The following is an 18,383-nucleotide window of genomic DNA, read 5'->3' on the forward strand; positions in this document are numbered from 1 at the left end:
CCTTCACCAGGTCGCCGTATTCGGTAAATCCAAGGTACCCCGCTCGACAAAGCGCATCGTCCCGAACAGCCCACCCGCCAGTTTGCCGCGCAGTACATAGGGCAGGTTATTCAAGCTCTGGGTCTGGCTCAGGCCCAGGGTCTGGCGCAATACGGTGAACGCCGAAACGCTGACCGGCACCATCAGCACGGCTTCGGAAAAGCGCGGGATGCTGCCGGCCTGGTCGCTGACGCCCGAGGCCAATGGGCGGCCGTTGACCTCCAGGTCCAGGGCTACGCCGTTGTAGTCGATTGGCGTTTCATTGGGGTTCTGCACCCGCAGCTTCACGGCGAAGCGTACTTCCAGGTCCTGGCTTTGCAGGGGTTCGATGCCGACCACGTTGATGTTGACCGGATCGCGATGGGGGAACAGCGCGCAGGCGCTCAAGGTCAGTAGCAACAGCGATAGAACCATGAGCTTGCGCATACAAAGGTGCTCCTAGTGTTTGGTGACGTCCGGGTCCTGCATGACCTTGAGGGTAGAGGACTCCGGATCGAATTCGTCTTCTTGCAGCTCTATGAACTCTTCCGGCAGGAAAATGTTCAGCAAGATTGCACAGAACGCGCCCACGGTGATCGGTGATTCGAAAATGTTGTGCAGCGCCTTGGGCAGGTCGCGCAGCACTTCCGGCACGGCGGCCACGCCCAGGCCCATGCCTAGGGAAATCGCCACGATCAGCACATTGCGTCGGTGCAGCCCGGCTTCGGCGAGGATCTTGATGCCGGCCACGGCCACGGTGCCGAACATGATCAGGGTCGCGCCGCCCAGCACCGGCTTGGGCATCAATTGCAGCACCGCGCCGATCATCGGGAACAGACCCAGCAGCACCAGCAGGCCGGCGATGAAGTACGCCACGTAGCGGCTGGCGACGCCGGTCAGTTGGATCACGCCGTTGTTCTGGGCGAACGTTACCATCGGCAGGCTGTTGAAGGTGGCCGCCATGGCCGAGTTGAGCCCATCGGCCAACAGGCCGGATTTGATGCGCTTGATGTACAGCGGGCCCTTGACCGGCTGCTGGGAAATCATCGAGTTGGCCGTCAGATCCCCGGCGGCCTCCAGCGGCGAAATCAGGAAGATCACCGCCACCGGGATAAACGCCACCCAGTCGAACGAAAACCCGTACTTGAACGGCACCGGCACGCTGATCAAGGGCACCTGGGGCAGGGCGCTCATGTCCACCCGGCCCAGCCACCACGCCACCACAAAGCCCAGGGTCAGGCCGATCACGATCGAGCCCAGGCGCAGGAACGGGTTGTCGAAGCGATTGAGCACCACGATGGTCAGCAGCACCAGCGCCGCCAGGCCCATGTTACTGGCGGCGCCCAAGTCGCCCGCACCAAAACCGCCGGCCATGTCGGTCACCGCGACCTTGATCAGCGACAAGCCCATCAAGGTGATGATGGTGCCGGTGACCACCGGGGTAATCAGCTTGCGCAGCTTGCCGATGAACTGGCTGAGCACCACTTCGATGAAGGCTGCAAAAAAACAGATGCCAAAGATCGTCGAAAGAATCTCATCAGTGCCGCCGCCGCGGGCCTTGACCATGAAGCCGGCACTCAGGATCACGCTGATAAAGGAAAAACTGGTGCCTTGCAGGCATAACAGCCCGGAGCCGATGGGGCCGAAGGTACGTGCCTGCACGAAGGTGCCGAGCCCCGAGACAAACAGCGCCATGCTCACCAGATAAGGCACTTCGCTTTCCAGGCCAAGCACGCCACCGACGATCAGGGTCGGCGTGATAATGCCGACGAAGCTCGCCAGCACATGCTGCAAGGCGGCAAATATCGCCGCCGTGAAGTGCGGACGGTCTTCCAGGCCGTAGATCAGGTCGGATTTATAGCGCGGGCGGGGGGCTTGAGCGTCAGACAAAATGAGGGCTCGGGTCAGAAAAGGGAGGCGCAGGATGCCAGAAACGGCCAGTCGTCAGAAGTGTAATAAATTATTTATAAAGCGCCTGCATAAAACGTCGACATCAGCCGATACCCCGTATAGGCCCACCTATCCATTACACCAGGGGTGGCCAAGGTCTGGGTAGCGCGTTGGCGCTGACGGATCGATTCGCGGCAGGCCGCTGGCGAACATCACTTCTGAGAGCCCCTTATGTCCCTGCGTCATCTGAATATCGCCCCTCGCGCATTTCTCGGGTTTGCCTTCATTGCAGTCCTGGTGGTCATTTTGGGGGTATTTGCGGTCAACCGCATGACCCTGATGCGCCAGGCTTCGCTGGACATGAGCACCAATCAGCTGCCCAGTGTGACGTACCTGGGGCATATGACGGAAAACGTGTTGCGCATGCGCATCCTGTCCTTTCGCGTGCTGGTCAACCGTGAGCCGGCGGCCCTGCAAGAAGCCGAAGCCCGCATCGGCGTGTTGGTGGACAAGGCCAGGGTCGCGCAGACCCATTACGCCGCGTTGCCGGCAGGTGCCGAGGAGGCGGTGTTGTATAAGGCATTCGCCACTACCTTGGACAACTACGTCAAGGCCCAGGCCGACATGATTGCCCTGTCCAGGCAAGACAAGGTCGATGAAATGCGCGCCCTGATCAACAGCCGTATCAAGGAAGGCACCGACCAGATGGGCGAGCAGTTGAACAAACTGATCGCCCTCAACGCCGCCGGCGCCAAGGCTGCCGATACCCAGGCAGAGCACAGTTACGAAGGCGCCATTACCGGCGTCATCGTGGTGTCGGTCGCCGCTGCGTTGCTGACGGTGTTGCTGGCCTGGCTGCTGACCCGCAGCATCGTCACGCCGTTGCGCAAGGCCGTGCAAGCGGCTGAAAGCATCGCCGGCGGCAACCTGACGACAACCATCGAGGACGACGGCAAGGACGAACCGGCGCGCCTGATCAGTGCCTTGTCGACCATGCAGGCCAACCTGCGCCAGACCATCCAGCACATTGCAGGCTCGGCCACGCAGCTTGGGTCGGCTGCCGAAGAACTGAGCGCAGTCACCGAAGAAGCCTCCCGTGGCTTGCAACAGCAGAACAATGAAATCGACCAGGCGGCCACGGCGGTCAATGAGATGACTGCAGCCGTGGAAGAGGTGGCGCGCAATGCGGTGTCCACCTCCGAAGCGTCCGGCCAGTCCAACCAGGCGGCGCGGGAAGGGCGCGACCGGGTGGTGGAGACGGTCGGGGCAATCCAGACCATGACCCAGGATGTGCAGAACACGGCGGCGATGATCGAAGGGCTGGCAGCGCAAGGGCGTGACATCGGTAAGGTACTGGACGTGATCCGTGCGATTGCCGAGCAGACCAATCTGTTGGCGCTCAACGCCGCGATCGAAGCGGCGCGTGCCGGTGAAGCCGGACGTGGCTTCGCCGTGGTGGCCGACGAAGTGCGGGCGCTGGCCCATCGCACCGCGCAGTCCACCCAGGAAATCGAGAAAATGGTCGCCGGCATCCAGAACGGCACCGGTGAAGCCGTGCAATCCATGCAGCAGAGCAACCAGCGCACCCAACACACCCTGGAACTGGCCCGCGCCGCTGGCGTTGCGCTGGAGCAGATCACCCAGTCGATCAGCCTGATCAACGAACGCAACCTGGTGATCGCCAGCGCCTCGGAAGAGCAGGCTCAGGTGTCGCGCGAAGTGGACCGCAATCTGGTGAACATCCGTGACCTGGCGACGCAGTCGGCAGCCGGCGCCAACCAGACCAGCGCGGCCAGCCATGAGCTGTCGCGGTTGGCGGTGGATTTGAATGGAATGGTGGCCAAGTTCGTTATCTGACCCTTTGGAATGCAGGCAAAAAGTGGGAGGGGGCTTGCCCTGATGCCATTGTAGGAGCGAGCTTGCTCGCGAAGAACTCAGGGGCCCCGCGTTCATTCAGAATGAACGTGTTGCCTAGACGTTTTTCGCGAGCAAGCTCGCTCCTACAGTGATAGGGCTCGCCCCTTATTTCCAGGCGCCAGGGTTCACCAGGTTCTGCGGCCGCTCTCCGGCCAACGCCTGCAGCAGATTATCCACCGCACATTTGGCCATCGCCTCGCGTGTCTCATGGGTCGCCGAGCCTATGTGCGGCGTCGCCACCACATTGTTCAACCGCAGCAGCGGCGATGCGTGGTCGAGCGGTTCTTTCTCGAACACATCCAACCCGGCCGCGCGAATGGTGCGCTGTTGCAAGGCTTCGACCAGCGCCGCTTCGTCCACCACCTTGCCCCGGGAAATGTTGATAAAGATCGTCTCCGGCCCCATCAACGCGAACTCTTCAGCGCCAATCAGCTTCTCGGTTTCAGCCGTCAGCGGCAAGGTCAGGCAGACAAAATCGGCCTCTTTGAGCAGTTCCGGCAAGCTGCGGTACTGCGCGCCAAAACGCGCCTCTACCGCAGGCTTGGGCGAATGGCTGTGGTAGATCACCGGCATGCCGAAGCCAAAATGCCCACGCTGGGCCAAGGCTTCGCCAATGCGACCCATGCCGATGATGCCCAGAGTCTTGCCGTGTACATCGCTGCCGAAGTGTGCCGGGCCGATGTTCTTGTTCCATTGGCCGGCGCGCACCATGTCGGCCAGTTCCACCACGCGTCGGGCGGTCGCCAGGATCAATGCAAAGCCGGTGTCGGCGGTGGTTTCGGTGAGCACATCCGGGGTGTTGCTGAGCAAGATGCCGCGCTGGGTGAGGTAGTCGATGTCGTAGTTGTCCACCCCCACGGAAACGCTCGCCACTGCCGCAAGCTTCGGCGCCAGATCAAGCAGCCCGGCATCCAGGCGCAGGCTCGCGCCCAACAGCCCGTGGGCGTTGGGCAGGGCGCTGCGCAGTTGGGCCAGGCCAGCCTCGTCCAGTGAATCGATCAGGGTCACGTCGGCCTGCTCATGCAGGCGGGCCATCAGCGGCGCGGAGAGTTTCTTGTATAAAATCACGGATTTTTTCATCAGGAATTGGCCTTCATTTCGAGGGTAGCCACGGGCTCGCGTACGCGGTCGCTGGCGCCGGGCTTGAGGAAAATCGTCAGCACCACCGACAGCATCAACGCACCGCTCATCAACAGGTACGAAGCGCCCGGCGAACCGGTGCTGCTATTGAGGTAACCCACCAGGTACGAACCGCCGAACGAGCCCAGTGCGCCCATGCTGTTGATCAGCGCCATGGCGCCGCCGGCGACGTTGGCCGGAAGGATTTCCGGAACGATGGCGAAGAACGGACCATAAGGCGCGTACATGCACGCCCCGGCGATCACCAGCAGGGTGTAGGACCACCAGAAGTGTTCAGCCCCGAGCGCGTAGGAGGCATAGAACGCGATGGAGGCAACCAACAGCGGCGGCCAGACGAAGCGTTTACGCTTTTGCAGCTTGTCCGAACCCCAGGACACCACCAACATGCCGATCACCGCTGCGAGGTAAGGCAGGGCTGACAGCCAGCCGGCTTCGACCATGTCCATCTTCAGGCCGGCCTTGAGGATCGACGGCAGCCACAACACGAAGCCGTACACGCCAATGCTCCAGCAGAAGAACTGCAGCGCCAGGATGATCACCTTCGGCGAGCGAAAGGCCTCGGCGTAGTTTTTCACCGCCTTGATCCCGACTTGCTCGGCGGCCAGGGCAGTTTCCAGGCTGTGCTTTTCCGTGTCGCTCAGCCACTTGGCGTCCTTGGGACGCTCGTCGGCCAGCTTCCACCAGATAAATGCCCATAACACCGCCGGCAGGCCCTCGATGATAAACATCCAGCGCCAGCTGAAATGCTGCACCAGATAGCCCGAGACCACCGACATCCACAGCATGGTCACCGGGTTGCCGAGGATCAGGAAGGTGTTGGCCCGCGAGCGTTCCGCACGGGTGAACCAGTGGCACAGGTACACCAGCATCGCCGGCATCACCGCCGCCTCGACCACCCCGAGCATGAAGCGGATGACGATCAGCATGTAGGCGTTGGAGACCACCCCGGTCAGGGTAGCCAGGCCGCCCCACAGGATCAGGCTGACGAAAATCAGCTTTTTGACGCTGCGCTTCTGCGCATAGATCGCCCCCGGCACCTGGAAGAAAAAGTAGCCGAGGAAAAACAGCGCGCCGAGCAGGGACGACATGCCCGGCGTGATCATCAGGTCTTCGGCCATCCCCGAGGCGGCGGCGAAGCCGTAGTTGGCGCGGTCCAGGTAGGCCAGGCTGTAAGTGATAAACACGATGGGCATGATGTACCACCAACGGCGGGTGGCGAGTTTCACGGTTTCCATAAGGTTGCTCCTGAGCTTGTTGTAGTTGTGGCAACAGGGAGAGTGGGTAATGGGTCAAGCAACGGATCGGCTGGGTAATTCGGCGCGGGTGGGCAGCCCTTCCATGTCGCCGCGGCTCTGCACGGCGCGGCTGCCAATCCAGTTGCCGCGTTGTACCGCCTCGGGAAAGCTGGCGTTTTCCAGCAGGGCGCTGATCATGCCCACGGCAAAACCATCGCCGGCGCCCACGGTGTCGACAACCTTTTCCACGCGCACGGCGGCGACGAAGCCCTGGTCCATCTGGGTGCGGTAATACGCGCCATCGGGCCCGAGCTTGATTGCCACCGCTTCGGCGCCCTGGTCGAGGTAGAACGCGGCAATATCCGCCGGGTCATCGAAGCCGGTGAGCAGCTGGCCTTCGCCCAGGCCGGGCAATACCCAGTCAGCCAGGCCGGCCAGGGCGTTGATTTCGCGGATCATCTGCGCCTGGCTGGCCCACAGGGATGGACGCAGGTTCGGATCGAAGGACACGCTGCGCCCGGCCTTGCGCATCTGTGTCATCAACTCCACGGACAATTCGCGGGTGGCCTCGGACAACGCCGGCACAATCCCGGTGGCATGCAGGTGGCGGGCTTGCAACAGGGCCGGGCTGATGGCCGCAATCGACAGATGGCTGGCCGCCGAACCTTTGCGGAAGTACTCCACCTGAGGATCGGCGCCAGCTTCTTCGCGGGACTTGAGCTGAAAACCGGTGGGGTGCAGCGGGTCGATGGCTACGTGGCTGCAGTCCAGGCCTTCATTGACCAGGGTGTCGACCACGAAGCGCCCGAGGGAGTCGTTACCCACCCGGCTCAACCACGCGACATTGAAACCGAGGCGCGACAGGCCAATTGCGACATTGCTGTCGGCCCCGGCAATGCGCTTGTGAAACTGGCCGACCTGGGCCAGGTCGCCGGTCTGCTCGGCGACGAACATCGCCATGGTCTCGCCAAACGACAGGATATCGATCTCAGACATGGGCATTCTCCACGCGGGGTTGGCCAAGGCGGGCGAGGGTGGCGACCTGTTGCGCGGTGACCTGGATCAGGTCGTCGCCCTGCAGCGGAAATTCCACCGCCCGGGTAATACCTTGGGTCATGTGCGTGAGCAGTTGTTCCCACAGATGCAGGTCGGTCGCGCCAGGCGGCTGGGCTACCAGCTTGCCGTCCGGGCGGCGGGCCACGGCCTTGCAGTGCAAGTAGTCCACGTGCCGGCCCAGCAGGCGCGCGGCGGTGAGCGCGGATTGGTCCTGCCATTGCCAGTTGCCGATGTCGAAGGTCATCCTGACCGGCAGGCCCAGGCGCTCGACCTCGGTGAAAAACCGTTGCATCGGCTCGATCCGCCCGCCGTGCAGGGTCTGGTCATTTTCCACCAGCAGCTTGACCGGGTGGCGATTGAGCAGGGCGTGCAGGCTTTCCAGGTCGTTGGTGTCGGTGAAGTAACCCAGGGACACTTTCAGCCAGCGCGAGCCGAAGGCCTGGGCGAGGTCCAGGGTGGCGGCCAGGTCCGCATTGGGCTGGGCACGACCGGCAACCCAGAGTTCCAGGGGCGAGGAAAATACCGACTCCAGGCCTTGCTCGGCGGCGGCCTGGGCCAGGGTGTCAGGCGGTTCGGTGGTCAGCAGTTCTTCACGCCATTCGATGCGCCGGGCACCGGCGGCGTGCAGCAGCGCGACAAAACTCAATTGGCCCTGCTGGCGGACCAGTTCGGCGCCGTAGCTGGAAAGGCTGATAGAGACGGGATATTCATGCATTGTTGTTTACCTCTGAAACCGGTTTCATTTTTATGCGCAGAACAAAATGTGGGAGGGGGCTTGCCCCCGATAGCGTTGGGTCAGCTACAGCTAAGCTGACGGATATACCGCAATCGGGGGCAAGCCCCCTCCCACAGGGAGTTGGGTGGAGCCTCGGATGATCAGTTCGGGCAAAAAATCCAGGGTACGCGTGGGGGCTGTATCGCCACGCAAACGCTTGAGCAGGCAGTCGAACGCACTGGCACCAATCGCCTCGGTCGGCTGGGCGAGCGCTGTGATGCCACTGCCTACCAGCGGATACCAGTCGAGGTCATCCAGGGCAATCAGGCCGATATCGTTGAACAGGTGGCAGCCCAATGCCTTGAGCGCACGGGTGCACGCCAGCGCCGCCACGCCGTTGGCGCAGAACAGCGCTTTGCGCGCGGGTTTGGCCAGGAAGATGCGCAGGTGATTTTCCAGCGCGTCGTTCAACTCGAGTACGGCGCCGTTCATGTCCGGGCGGTTGGCGACTTCAGTTTTGAAACTGTGCAGGCGTTCGAGCCGTGAACTGGTGCCGTCGGTCGCCTCGCTCACCAGCAGCACCTCGCGATAACCCTGCTGCTCAAGGTGTTCCAGCGCCATACGCACCGCCGCCGGGTTGTCCAACCCCACCAGGTCGCTGTGCAGCGGCTCGACCTTGCGGTCCACCAGCACCAGGGGCATTTCCCGTTGCAGTTCCAGCAGTTGGTCGAGGTGATGGCCGAGGGTGTTCACGATCAATCCTTCGATGTTGTACGAACGCAGCGCCGCCAGATGCTGGCGCTCTTGTTCGTCATCGCGGTCGGTGTTGCATACCACCAGGCTATAGCCGTGCTGGCGGCAGGCGGTTTCGACACCGTGCATCACCGCAATGGAATAGGGGTTGCGGATATCAGCCACCAGCATGCCGATCAGGCGCGTGCGCCCTCGCTTGAGGCCACGGGCCATCTGGTTGGGGCGGTAGCCAAGTTCATCGATGGCTTGCTCGATGCGCAGGGCGATGGCATCGGAGAGCAGGGCGCGGTCATCGCCGATAAAACGCGACACGCTGGCCTTGGACACACCAGCGCGCTCGGCGACATCAAGCATGGTCACGCGGCTGCGCTGGGCGGCGGAAAATGAAGTCACGGTGGCGGGCCTTTCTTATTGGAATAGAAAATTGTGGGTCAGGCTGAAACCGGTTTCAGAAGACACCATGTCAGCAAACGCGTCAAGAGTTGTACGAAAAATTGCCGGCAGCCCGAGCCTTGATAACCGACGAATGGCAAGGAAAACCTGTCAAGTCTGACAGTAGTCGCACTCCCCAATCAGGTGCCTAATCGTGTTCAACAGGCGGCCTTTGAATAGGAGCATGCACCATGGACACGCCCGGTAACGGACCATTGCCCACCCTCCGTAAACAGCGCGATGGTGTGCTGATGCTGGACCCCTTCGCAGAGATCGTCGGCGTACCGGTATCAGACCCCGACGGGCTCATCGTCAGCCCTTACAACGCAATGCCATTGGAATGCCGTATCAAAAAATGGGCACCGGGGCCAACGCTGGGCCGTACCAATGCGCTCCAATTGATCTGGAAGGTGGGCGGTGTTGAGCGAGTCGCTGACTTCGTCGTTTTTAACGAAATATCTTTTGCCGCAGCGACCTTTCCTTACTCCCTGTACGTGCCAGCACACTACATGATGGATTTCGACGCAGTCATCGAGTTGCGGTATCGGGTTGTAGAAGAGGGCAGCCCGGATGTGGATTCACCTCCCAGAATGCTGAGGCTGGACCGCAATCCTCCGGTGTTTGTTTCACCGTCCGATCATCCCGAGTTTGTCGATTCTAACATTGCCTCGTCTGGCATCACCGAAAGCGTTCTTGCCAATTACGAATTCATAGAGATTAAAGTGCCGGAATTCTTAGTGCGAGAGCGAGATGATCAGGTTGCCCTGTATTTGTCGGATGAAACGCCGCCGTTTCCTTTGATTTATGACTATATCCAGACGTTTCACTTCATTGACGAACCCCTGGTGCTCAGGGTTCATCGTGACCTGTTCCGCGCGCTGCCCAACGGCAGGGCTTATATGACGGTGCGTGCATACGACAGGGCGGGAAACTACAGCCCCCTGAGTGCTTCGATGGATTTTACGGTCAACCTGATCCCCTCTCCCGGTAAATTGCCCCCTCCCGAAATCCGGCCACCGGCCTACAACGATCTTCTGCTCAAGCGCGATGATGCTCGCGCCGGCATCGCGGTCGTTATCCCGACGCAATACGACGGATACGCCCCAGGCGACGCCGTGGTGGTCCTCTGGCAGGGGCGACCGGTTGCGGAAACGCCGATCACTGGTTTTCCATTTACCGTGCCTGTCCCCTGGTCAATTTTGCGTATACCGGGCCCGCTGATGCGTGAGTCGGTACCTGTGCAATACGAAATACGTCGAGCGGGCCGACCCCCTTTTCCATCACCGGTACGTTTGTTCGAGACAGACTTCACGATTGCAGGCCAGGACCATGCCAATGCCCCCGCGTTGCTTAACGCTTCACTGACCAAGGTGCAGGTGTTCGGCAATGGGTCGGGGTTGTTCAATGAGTTGGATTTGCGCGACCGAATCGCTGGTGCCAGTGTATGGGTGCGACTTTTTATGGACCCGCAACCGGGCCAAGTGCTTTCACTGTACTGGGGCAATAGAGGGCCGGTTGCCTATTACACAGTCCAGCCAGGCGATGCCTATGATCAACTAATCAGGTTTGCTCCGGATGTTCCCGGCAGTGTTGTGGTTGAAGAGGGCAATCACCCTGAACTGCCGGTTCATTACACCACCAGCAACGGCGTGAATGAACAACTGGCCCCAGACACGTTGGTCAATGTTCACGTTGACCCCTTGATCGATTTTCCCGACCCGGAAATACAGCACACGTTGCATGGGAGTGTTCCTTATCTGACCTGTACCTCACGCCCTGCGATCTGTCACGGGGTTCGGTGGAAAGTGCCTGTTGCGGCACCGATGAACGTTGGCGATGTCATCGATTTTTTTTGGCAGGGGTTCAGGGCTAACAACTGGTCGGACCCTATCATCGGCACCGAGTTTCAAGGCGGCTTAACGTTGATGTCCGAACATTTTATTAATGGGGCCGAGATAGTGGTGTTGCCTTGGGAGACTAAAATTGAGCCGATGCGTAACTTTGCGTCCGCGACAGCAAAGTATTTCGTCTATCGAGATGGCGCGTTGTTGGGCAAGTCCAGTGAGGGGCCGAAAGGGCGCGTACGTATAGATCGAAAGTCACCTGGCGGCGATTACCCTTGCCAGCCTGGAGACCCTGGCTTTTGCGATGGTACGGACTTGCAATGGTTGCCTGCAGCGGTGGATGACACGCGCCGGTGAGTGATCGGCCACAACAGTATAAAGCGGAATGATTTGACGCTATGCCAACGGGTGTTCGGGTGTTGTATGGCATGTTTCATTGCTGGTTCTCAATACGTTAAGCATGCGCTGGGTTATCCGTATTACAAGCTCGCCTCAAGGCGGCGAGTATTTCAACACTGGTGCATATGACTACGGTGAGTGACTTGATATGAAAAAGAAACTAGGCCCTTTCGCCATTCAAAAGAGCAAACTGGCAGACCCTGTACCCATTTCGCTGCCTGCGGCAGTGCCGCGCGGGTATGTTGATAACACCCTTTATCCTGGTTTGCTGACCCGCGCTGCGGTGGATCAGGATCTACTCCTGGACATTGCAGCGTGGTTACCTGCCCCGTCCCCGGGGGATCCTGCCACTCGAGATAATTATATTGATGACACGGGTAACTTCGAGACCGGCTACATTGGCCAAGACGTGCATCGTGCGCCAGGACCGTATGTGGCCCGGATACCTGAGATTGAACTAACTGAAGGCACTCATTCGTACAGTTATAAGGTGACCAATACCTTTGGCACTAATATCTCGGGTTCCAATACGGTCACGTTTATTGTCGATCGAACCGGGCCCTACCAGACTGCCGGTATTGCTCCGCGACCGTTGTCGATGCCGGTCGGGCATTCCGGGCCGCTGGATGCCAAATACTTTGAGGATAACGGCGACGAGGCAAGATTTCCAATTCCCAATTATGACGCCTTTGATGCACAGCCGGGAGACACATGGGAGTTGCTGGATGGGCCTGTCGGAGATGTCGTTGCATCAGGCCCGGTGTTTCCCGATGAAGTCGTGGTACTCACCCTGGATCAAGCGAAGAAGTGGGAGGGTGCTCGAAGCCTTTATTACCGGTTACGCGACGCTTCCGGCAACCCCAGCATTCTCCCTTCGCTCGGGTTACCGGTGGTCATTGCCATCATGCCTGCTCCGGTCCTTCAGACGCCGGGCGTCAGGTTGGCATTGAGCCTTGCGGGGGGCGGCGATCGCCTGATCGACCGGATGGATGCGGCTGCAGCGTCGGGAATGGATGTGATTATCCCCAACTATGTCCCGGATCGCAGTAAAGACAACCTTTACGTGCGCCTGACCACGTTGCACGGTAATCAGCAGGTCGGTCCCATCCCGCTGGGATCCACTGCGCTTCCTTATAATTTCCCGGTGGATTACCCGGTATTGCGCACCTTATATGGTTCGAGCAACGGGCCTATCGCATTGACGGTAGAATATGCCGTTGAGCGTGGCGGTGTGTTCACTTGGGTACCCACGCCTGCGGTGATCGAGCTAAACCTGTTTGCGCCCGGCCCGGTCAACCCTGACGAGCCTGACTTGAACAACCCCAATCTGCCCGCGCCTGTATTGACGGGGCCCGTCTCGGCATTGCCGAATGCGCTGGACCCACGTGACGCGCAGCAGGACGCGCCGGTCGCGGTGACTTTGTGGAGTGCCGCGCCCTTGCCTTCAGCCGAACCCTTCACAATTGAACTGTATTATGGGGGCGAGCGGGTTGACAGTGTTGCGGTTGATAACACTACGGCGAACCCGGGTGATGTCATTCCTATGCATGTGCCATGGCCATTCATTTCCAGGCAAGGCAACGGCGTTGGGATTCCATTGCAGTATCGAATCGTCACGACGACTAGCATCAACGCCAACTATTCATTGGTGCAAGGTATTGATGTCTCGGCCAATGTCATTACATTCCAGCCGCCTTCGGTGGTCGGTGCCATCACCACACCAACCGGGCAGGTCATCATCGGCTGCTCTGCGGTTCCACAGCCAAGTGATACCCTGATGGTTTTCGTACCGCCTCATCCTCTCATTACTGAGGGAATGGTCATTCCTTTAGAGTGGATGGCATTCAGCGATGACGCAGGACTGACGCCACTTCCCGCGGCTTCGGGTACGTTTCCTCACAAGGTCAATAGCAGCGAAGTGGTTACAGGTTTCAGAGTTGCTGTCAGACCGGGTAGTACATTCATCAAACCTATCAACGCAGCGAGCCTTTCTGCCGGCTCCGTACGTATCAAGTATTCGGTACCCCTTCCAGGTCCCAGTCCGGTGAACTCTATCGAGACACTAGCCTTTGTGCGTACGTATCTGTCGGGCTCAACGCCAACCTATTGCGACGGAACCGTCTGGTCTTAACGGGTTGGGCTTGGAGAGGACCTGCAATGGGTCTTCTTCAAGCCTGTATTGCCCAACACCTGCGATTTTGGTTTCTCTTGTTAAGATAAGTCCTACATACCCCTTCCTCCCTATTTCTTAATCTGCGCTCCGTCACGGCCTGCCCCTGCCTTGCTTGGTGCCGGTCAATTCGTTCCCTGATGGGAAGGTTCTTTACGGGTATGCGCGCAAAATGAGAATGAATGCTTTTTTTAGAAAACACCCTTTGGCCATTGCCATCCAGGCACCCGCCATGGGGTTCCTGATACTCGGTACTTCAGTTGCCGAGGCTCGACAGGAGGTGTCTCAAGGGCAGGAACGCACGATTGGGGCGGGCTATTACGTCGACAACTGGTATGTCACGGGGGACTCTCACCTGATCTCTAACGGGGCCACCTTGCGTCAATCCCAAGTGGTCGGCTCGAGGATGACGCTGAATGAAGGCACCATTGCACAAGAAATCCAGGCGTCCGGTGGCTCGAAAATCACCTTGAATGGCGCGACAGTTCAAGCGCGTAGTTCTTCTCCTTATGCGATCCATTTGACCGGTAGCACCGCAGACATCAACAACAGTACGGTCACCAACCAAAGCGGTGTAGCAATCAGTGCAGGCCGTAATTTCCTGACGTCGGACGGCTCGACCGTGAATGTGTCTGGCAGCACCGTTACCGGCACCACCATGGGTGCGATTGCCTCGGCGTTCAGTCAACTGAACTTTGCCAATTCGGACGTGATTGCGACGGATGAAACCGGCGTGGGCATCCGGCTGCTGGGTGCCGGTGCGACAGCCAGCGGCAGTCGCATCGTTGGCGGCCAGAATGGCGTGGAGCTGCGCTACGAGGCGAGCGACAAGAACTCAAGCAGCCTGGTGCTGGACGGTTCCCATGTCGAGGGTCGTAACGGCGCGGCACTGTTGGTGATGGGGGATGAGTATGGTGCGACTGATGCCGACATCAAGGTCCTCAATGGTTCTACCTTGACCGGCGACAACGGCAATATCCTGGAAGTGACCGGTGGTTCCACCGCGAACATGAACGTGGATAACAGCTCACTGTTCGGCGACGTGGTGGTGGAAGAGGGCAGTCATGCCAAGGTGCAACTCAACAACGGTGCCTGGCTGACCGGCCAGTTGAAAAACGTCGCCGAGTTGAGTGTGAACGAAGCGTCCAACTGGGTGCTGGTCGGCGACAGCAATGTCGACGCCTTGAAGATGGGCGGCGGTGCTGTGACCTTCGGCGGGCCAAATGAGTTCTACCAGTTGGATGTGAAGAGCCTGGACGGTAACGGCACCTTCATCATGCACACCGACTTTTCCACCAACCAGACCGACTTCCTCAACGTGCAGGGCAAGGCCGAAGGTAACCACAGCCTGCTGTTGGCGGCCACCGGGTCCGAACTGGCCAAGGGCGAGCCGATCAAGGTGGTGCACACCGAAGGCGGTGATGCGCAGTTCGCCCTGGCGGGCGGCACCGTTGATATTGGCGCCTATGATTACGGCTTGAAGAAAGAAGGTACCGACTGGCTGCTCGACCCCTCCCGTCGCGGCACCAGTACTACCGCCCACTCGGTGCTGGCCTTGTTCAACAGCGCGCCGACCGTGCTGTATGGCGAGATGAGCATCCTGCGTACGCGCATGGGCGAATTGCGCTTCAGCGAAGGCGCGGGCAACGGTATGTGGATGCGCAGCTACGGCAACAAATTCGATGTGGCGGCCAACAAGAACGGTGCGGGCTACACGCAAAACCAGAAGGGCTTCACCATCGGTGCCGACGCGCCGTTGTCCGGAGGGGACGGCCAGTGGATCGCCGGTATGATGGCCGGTCACAGCGTCTCCGATCTAAGCCTGAACCGTGGCAGCAGCGGCGAGGTCAAGAGCTACTACGTGGGCGGTTATGCCACCTGGATGGACGCTGAAAGCGGTCTGTACTTCGACGGTGTGGCCAAGCTCAACCGGTTGCACACTGAAAATGATGTGACTATGAGCGATGGCAAGAAAGCCAAAGGCAACTACGCGCAAAACGCCGTGGGCGCCTCGGCTGAGTTCGGTCGCCATATCAAGCTGGACGACGGCTTTTTCGTCGAGCCTTATGGGCAGTTGTCGGCCACCATCACCCAGGCGCAAAGCTACGACCTGACCAATGGGTTGCACGCCAAGGGTGATCGTTCCAGTTCGGTGGTCGGTAAGCTGGGTGTGACTGCGGGCAAGAACATCCAACTGGAGAGCGGCGGTATTCTGCAGCCTTACTTGCGTACTGCGGTCGCCCACGAGTTTGACCAGAGCAACAAGGTGTTCATCAACGACCAGAGCTTCAACAACGACCTGTCCGGCTCGCGCATCGAGCTGGCGGCCGGTGTAGCCATGGCCGTATCGGAGAACGTCAAGCTGCATGCCGACTTCGAAACCAGCCAAGGCAAGAAGATCGACCAGCCTTGGGGCGTCAACTTCGGCGTGCGGTACGACTTCTGAAGTTGTCGTTCGATTGAACAGGGGGAAGCTATGGCTTCCCCTTTTTTACATTCAGATCACTACACTCAGCCAGGTTGAACCCAGCAGAAGCAGGGCCATACAGCGGTTGAAGCGTTGCATGGCACTTGGCGAACGCAGGAACTGGCTTGAGCCCGCACCCAGCACGGCCCAGGTTGCCAGGCATGGCAAAGAAATCAGGAAAAAAACCATCGACAGGGTCATTACCTGGCTCTGGCGCTCTGCACCATTACCCGCAAATACACTGACCACTGCCAGCGCCATCATCCAGGTCTTGGGGTTGATCAATTGCAGGCTGGCGGCACCGCTGAAACCCAGTCGCTTTTGCGCTGACTGTACGTCCAAGGCCTCCACTGGCGCGCTGAAAATCTGCCAGGCGAGATAGCTCAGCCAGGCCACGCCGGCCCACTGCATCGCACTTTGTACCTTGGGCAAATGCACCAGTGACTGGCCCACACCGGAGCCCACCAATAGCACGATGCCTGCTGCACCCAGGCAGGCGCCGAGGATGATCGGCAGTGCGGCCTTAAAGCCATACCGTGCGCTGTTACTCAGCACCAGGATATTGGTAGGACCCGGGGTGATGGAGGCGACAAAGGCAAACAGGATAAACGGCAACATGGCGGGCGACTCCCAACAATCGATTGATGGAGTCGATCTTCACAGGCCTGAACGCTACCTGTCTGGAACATTTGAGCAACGCCTGCGGTACGCGGCGGGCGTGAGACCGTAGGCGCGCACAAACCAGCGGCCCAGGTGGCTCTGGTCGGCAAAACCCAGGGCAATCGCCACATCCGCCGGTTGCTCGCCCTTGCCCAGTAAATGCCGAGCGTGAGCCAGGCGCAGTTGCACCAGGTAGGCGTGAGGCGGCAGGCCGAATGCGCTCTTGAAGGCGCGACTGAGGCGGAAGCGGTCGACACCACAGGCCAGAGCCAGTTCGTCCATGCCGATGTCTGCGTGCAGATGGGCATGCAGGTATTCCCTGGCCTTGTGCGCCACCTGCGGCAATCGCGGGTCCTCGCGGTAGCGGATGCGCCAGCAGAGGTGGCCGGTGAGGCGCTCCAGCAATTGGTCCATGGCGCGTTGCCGCACAATGCGCAGCTCGCCGCTGTGCAAGGTTTGAAAGGCCTGGCTGGTGGCCAGGGCCAGGCGCGGATCGCCGGTCAAGGTGCTGGCGAAACTCAACTGGCTGTCCAGCGGCGCCTCTTCGAACACCGCGCTCACTTCACGCGCCAACCAGTGCGGGTCGAGGTACAGCATGTGATAGGTAAAGCCGTCCGGGGTGGGCGCGTCGCCGTCGTGCAATTCACCGGGTTCCACCAGGAACACTTGGCCCGGCACGCTGTTGTGGCGCGTGCGGCGGCAGTTGAATTGCTGTACGCCTTGCTCGGTGACGCCGATCAGGTAGCTGTCGTGCCAGTGGGGATCGTAGGCGTGGCCCTCGAAATGCGCGCGCAGGGTCTCGATGCCGGTGTCGGCGTCCTGGGACAGGTCGATCCAATTGTGCGCGGCCATAAAAACACCGAGGATGAATGTGTAATGCCATTAGCGCCCAAGGGCGGCCAGGCGTCTAGAAGGTTTGTGCAACTCAGCCAAACAGGCCTGCGGCGATATTGATCGAAAAGCCCAGAATCGCCGTGTTGAACAGAAAACCGATCAACGATTGCCCCAGCACCACCTTGCGCAAGCCACGGGTGGCGACGCCCACATCGGACGTCTGCACCGCCACGCCGATGGTGAAGGAGAAATACAGGAAGTCCCAATAGTTGGGCGTGAGCAAGCCTTCGGCAAAGCGCAGCGCCGGCTCCTTGCCGTTCCAGGTGTAATAGAGCCTGGCGTAGTGCACGCTGAAGATCACCCCGATCAACAGCCATGAACCGATCACCGTCAAGCCGGTGAAGCCGTAGTGCAACAGACGTTCGGTGGGCGCCAGGTCTTTGCTGCCGACCAGTTCGAAGGTGATGGTGGCCAGGCTGGCGATGGCGGCGATGCACACCGTGAACAGCACCAGGCCGGCGTTTTCGTCCTCGACCTCGGCGATACGCTTGACGTCCTCTGCCTTGGCACGGCTGGTCAGCCACAGCATCAGCACCAGGTAGGTCCAGACCCCGGCGTTCCAGCCGATCAAAATTTTGCTGGCCAGCGTATCGGCGGGTACCAGGATGCCCACGGCGAGGCCGAGCACGGCGGCGGCTGAGAGGCGAGGGTGGGTACGGGCGAGGAAGGGCATGGTTGCTCACAACTGGTGATAGTTGAGCAGACTGTAACTGATCCTGTGGGAGGGGGCTTGCTCCCGATGGCGGTGTATCAGTGCCAAATATGCTGACTGACACACCGCCATCGGGAGCAA

General features: G+C 60.0%; 14 protein-coding genes. 4 read left to right on the forward strand and 10 right to left on the reverse strand.

The window, feature by feature from the left end; all coding sequences use genetic code 11:
- Positions 1-3: 3 nt before the first annotated feature.
- Together C4J91_RS11385 and C4J91_RS11390 are read right to left on the reverse strand one after the other, a co-directional pair.
- The gene (locus tag C4J91_RS11385) at positions 4-465 is read right to left on the reverse strand and encodes an LEA type 2 family protein (protein WP_124362399.1); all 462 of its coding nucleotides are present in this window, start codon (positions 463-465) and stop codon (positions 4-6) included.
- Positions 466-477: 12 nt separating this feature from the next.
- Positions 478-1,908, reverse strand: coding sequence for a nucleobase:cation symporter-2 family protein (locus C4J91_RS11390; protein ID WP_124362400.1), 1,431 nt, complete (start codon positions 1,906-1,908; stop codon positions 478-480).
- Positions 1,909-2,139: 231 nt separating this feature from the next.
- On the opposite strand from C4J91_RS11390, the gene C4J91_RS11395 reads away from it, so the two are divergent.
- Complete coding sequence (locus tag C4J91_RS11395; RefSeq protein ID WP_124362401.1) at positions 2,140-3,765, forward strand: methyl-accepting chemotaxis protein; 1,626 nt, start codon at positions 2,140-2,142, stop codon at positions 3,763-3,765.
- A gap of 165 nt (positions 3,766-3,930) precedes the next feature.
- On the opposite strand, the gene C4J91_RS11400 is transcribed toward C4J91_RS11395, so the two are convergent.
- The 5 genes from C4J91_RS11400 to C4J91_RS11420 form a co-directional block, all read right to left on the reverse strand.
- Positions 3,931-4,905, reverse strand: coding sequence for an NAD(P)-dependent oxidoreductase (locus C4J91_RS11400; RefSeq protein WP_124362402.1), 975 nt, complete (start codon positions 4,903-4,905; stop codon positions 3,931-3,933).
- Positions 4,905-6,200, reverse strand: coding sequence for an MFS transporter (locus C4J91_RS11405; protein ID WP_124362403.1), 1,296 nt, complete (start codon positions 6,198-6,200; stop codon positions 4,905-4,907). The genes C4J91_RS11400 and C4J91_RS11405 overlap by 1 nt, the downstream gene beginning before the upstream one ends.
- Positions 6,201-6,254: 54 nt before the next feature.
- Complete coding sequence (locus C4J91_RS11410) at positions 6,255-7,196, reverse strand: sugar kinase (RefSeq protein WP_124362404.1); 942 nt, start codon at positions 7,194-7,196, stop codon at positions 6,255-6,257.
- Positions 7,189-7,971, reverse strand: coding sequence for a sugar phosphate isomerase/epimerase (locus C4J91_RS11415; protein WP_124362405.1), 783 nt, complete (start codon positions 7,969-7,971; stop codon positions 7,189-7,191). Before C4J91_RS11415 ends, C4J91_RS11410 begins: the two co-directional genes overlap by 8 nt.
- A 90-nt stretch (positions 7,972-8,061) precedes the next feature.
- Entirely contained in the window at positions 8,062-9,117 is a 1,056-nt protein-coding gene (locus tag C4J91_RS11420) for a LacI family DNA-binding transcriptional regulator (protein ID WP_124362406.1), read from the reverse strand.
- 230 nt (positions 9,118-9,347) lie between these two features.
- Here C4J91_RS11420 and C4J91_RS11425 point away from each other — a divergent pair, with 230 nt between their 5' ends.
- The 3 genes from C4J91_RS11425 (at position 9,348) to C4J91_RS11435 (ending at position 16,015) form a co-directional block, all read left to right on the forward strand.
- A complete protein-coding gene (locus C4J91_RS11425; protein WP_124362407.1) occupies positions 9,348-11,357 on the forward strand; it encodes a hypothetical protein in 2,010 nt (669 codons plus the stop codon).
- 190 nt (positions 11,358-11,547) lie between these two features.
- The gene (locus C4J91_RS11430) at positions 11,548-13,530 is read left to right on the forward strand and encodes a hypothetical protein (protein WP_124362408.1); all 1,983 of its coding nucleotides are present in this window, start codon (positions 11,548-11,550) and stop codon (positions 13,528-13,530) included.
- Between the two features lie 271 nt (positions 13,531-13,801).
- Positions 13,802-16,015: an autotransporter outer membrane beta-barrel domain-containing protein gene (locus C4J91_RS11435; protein WP_256681677.1), complete on the forward strand. Its 2,214-nt coding sequence runs from the start codon at positions 13,802-13,804 to the stop codon at positions 16,013-16,015.
- 51 nt (positions 16,016-16,066) lie between these two features.
- On the opposite strand, the gene C4J91_RS11440 is transcribed toward C4J91_RS11435, so the two are convergent.
- From C4J91_RS11440 to C4J91_RS11450, 3 genes are all read right to left on the reverse strand, one after another.
- Positions 16,067-16,654, reverse strand: a complete 588-nt coding sequence (locus C4J91_RS11440; protein ID WP_124362410.1) for a LysE family translocator — start codon at positions 16,652-16,654, stop codon at positions 16,067-16,069.
- Positions 16,655-16,708: 54 nt separating this feature from the next.
- The gene (locus C4J91_RS11445) at positions 16,709-17,548 is read right to left on the reverse strand and encodes an AraC family transcriptional regulator (protein WP_124362411.1); all 840 of its coding nucleotides are present in this window, start codon (positions 17,546-17,548) and stop codon (positions 16,709-16,711) included.
- 73 nt (positions 17,549-17,621) lie between these two features.
- The gene (locus C4J91_RS11450; protein WP_124362412.1) at positions 17,622-18,263 is read right to left on the reverse strand and encodes a DUF1345 domain-containing protein; all 642 of its coding nucleotides are present in this window, start codon (positions 18,261-18,263) and stop codon (positions 17,622-17,624) included.
- Positions 18,264-18,383: the final 120 nt, after the last annotated feature.

It is taken from the genome of Pseudomonas sp. R3-52-08 (assembly GCF_003851745.1).
Classification (GTDB): domain Bacteria; phylum Pseudomonadota; class Gammaproteobacteria; order Pseudomonadales; family Pseudomonadaceae; genus Aquipseudomonas.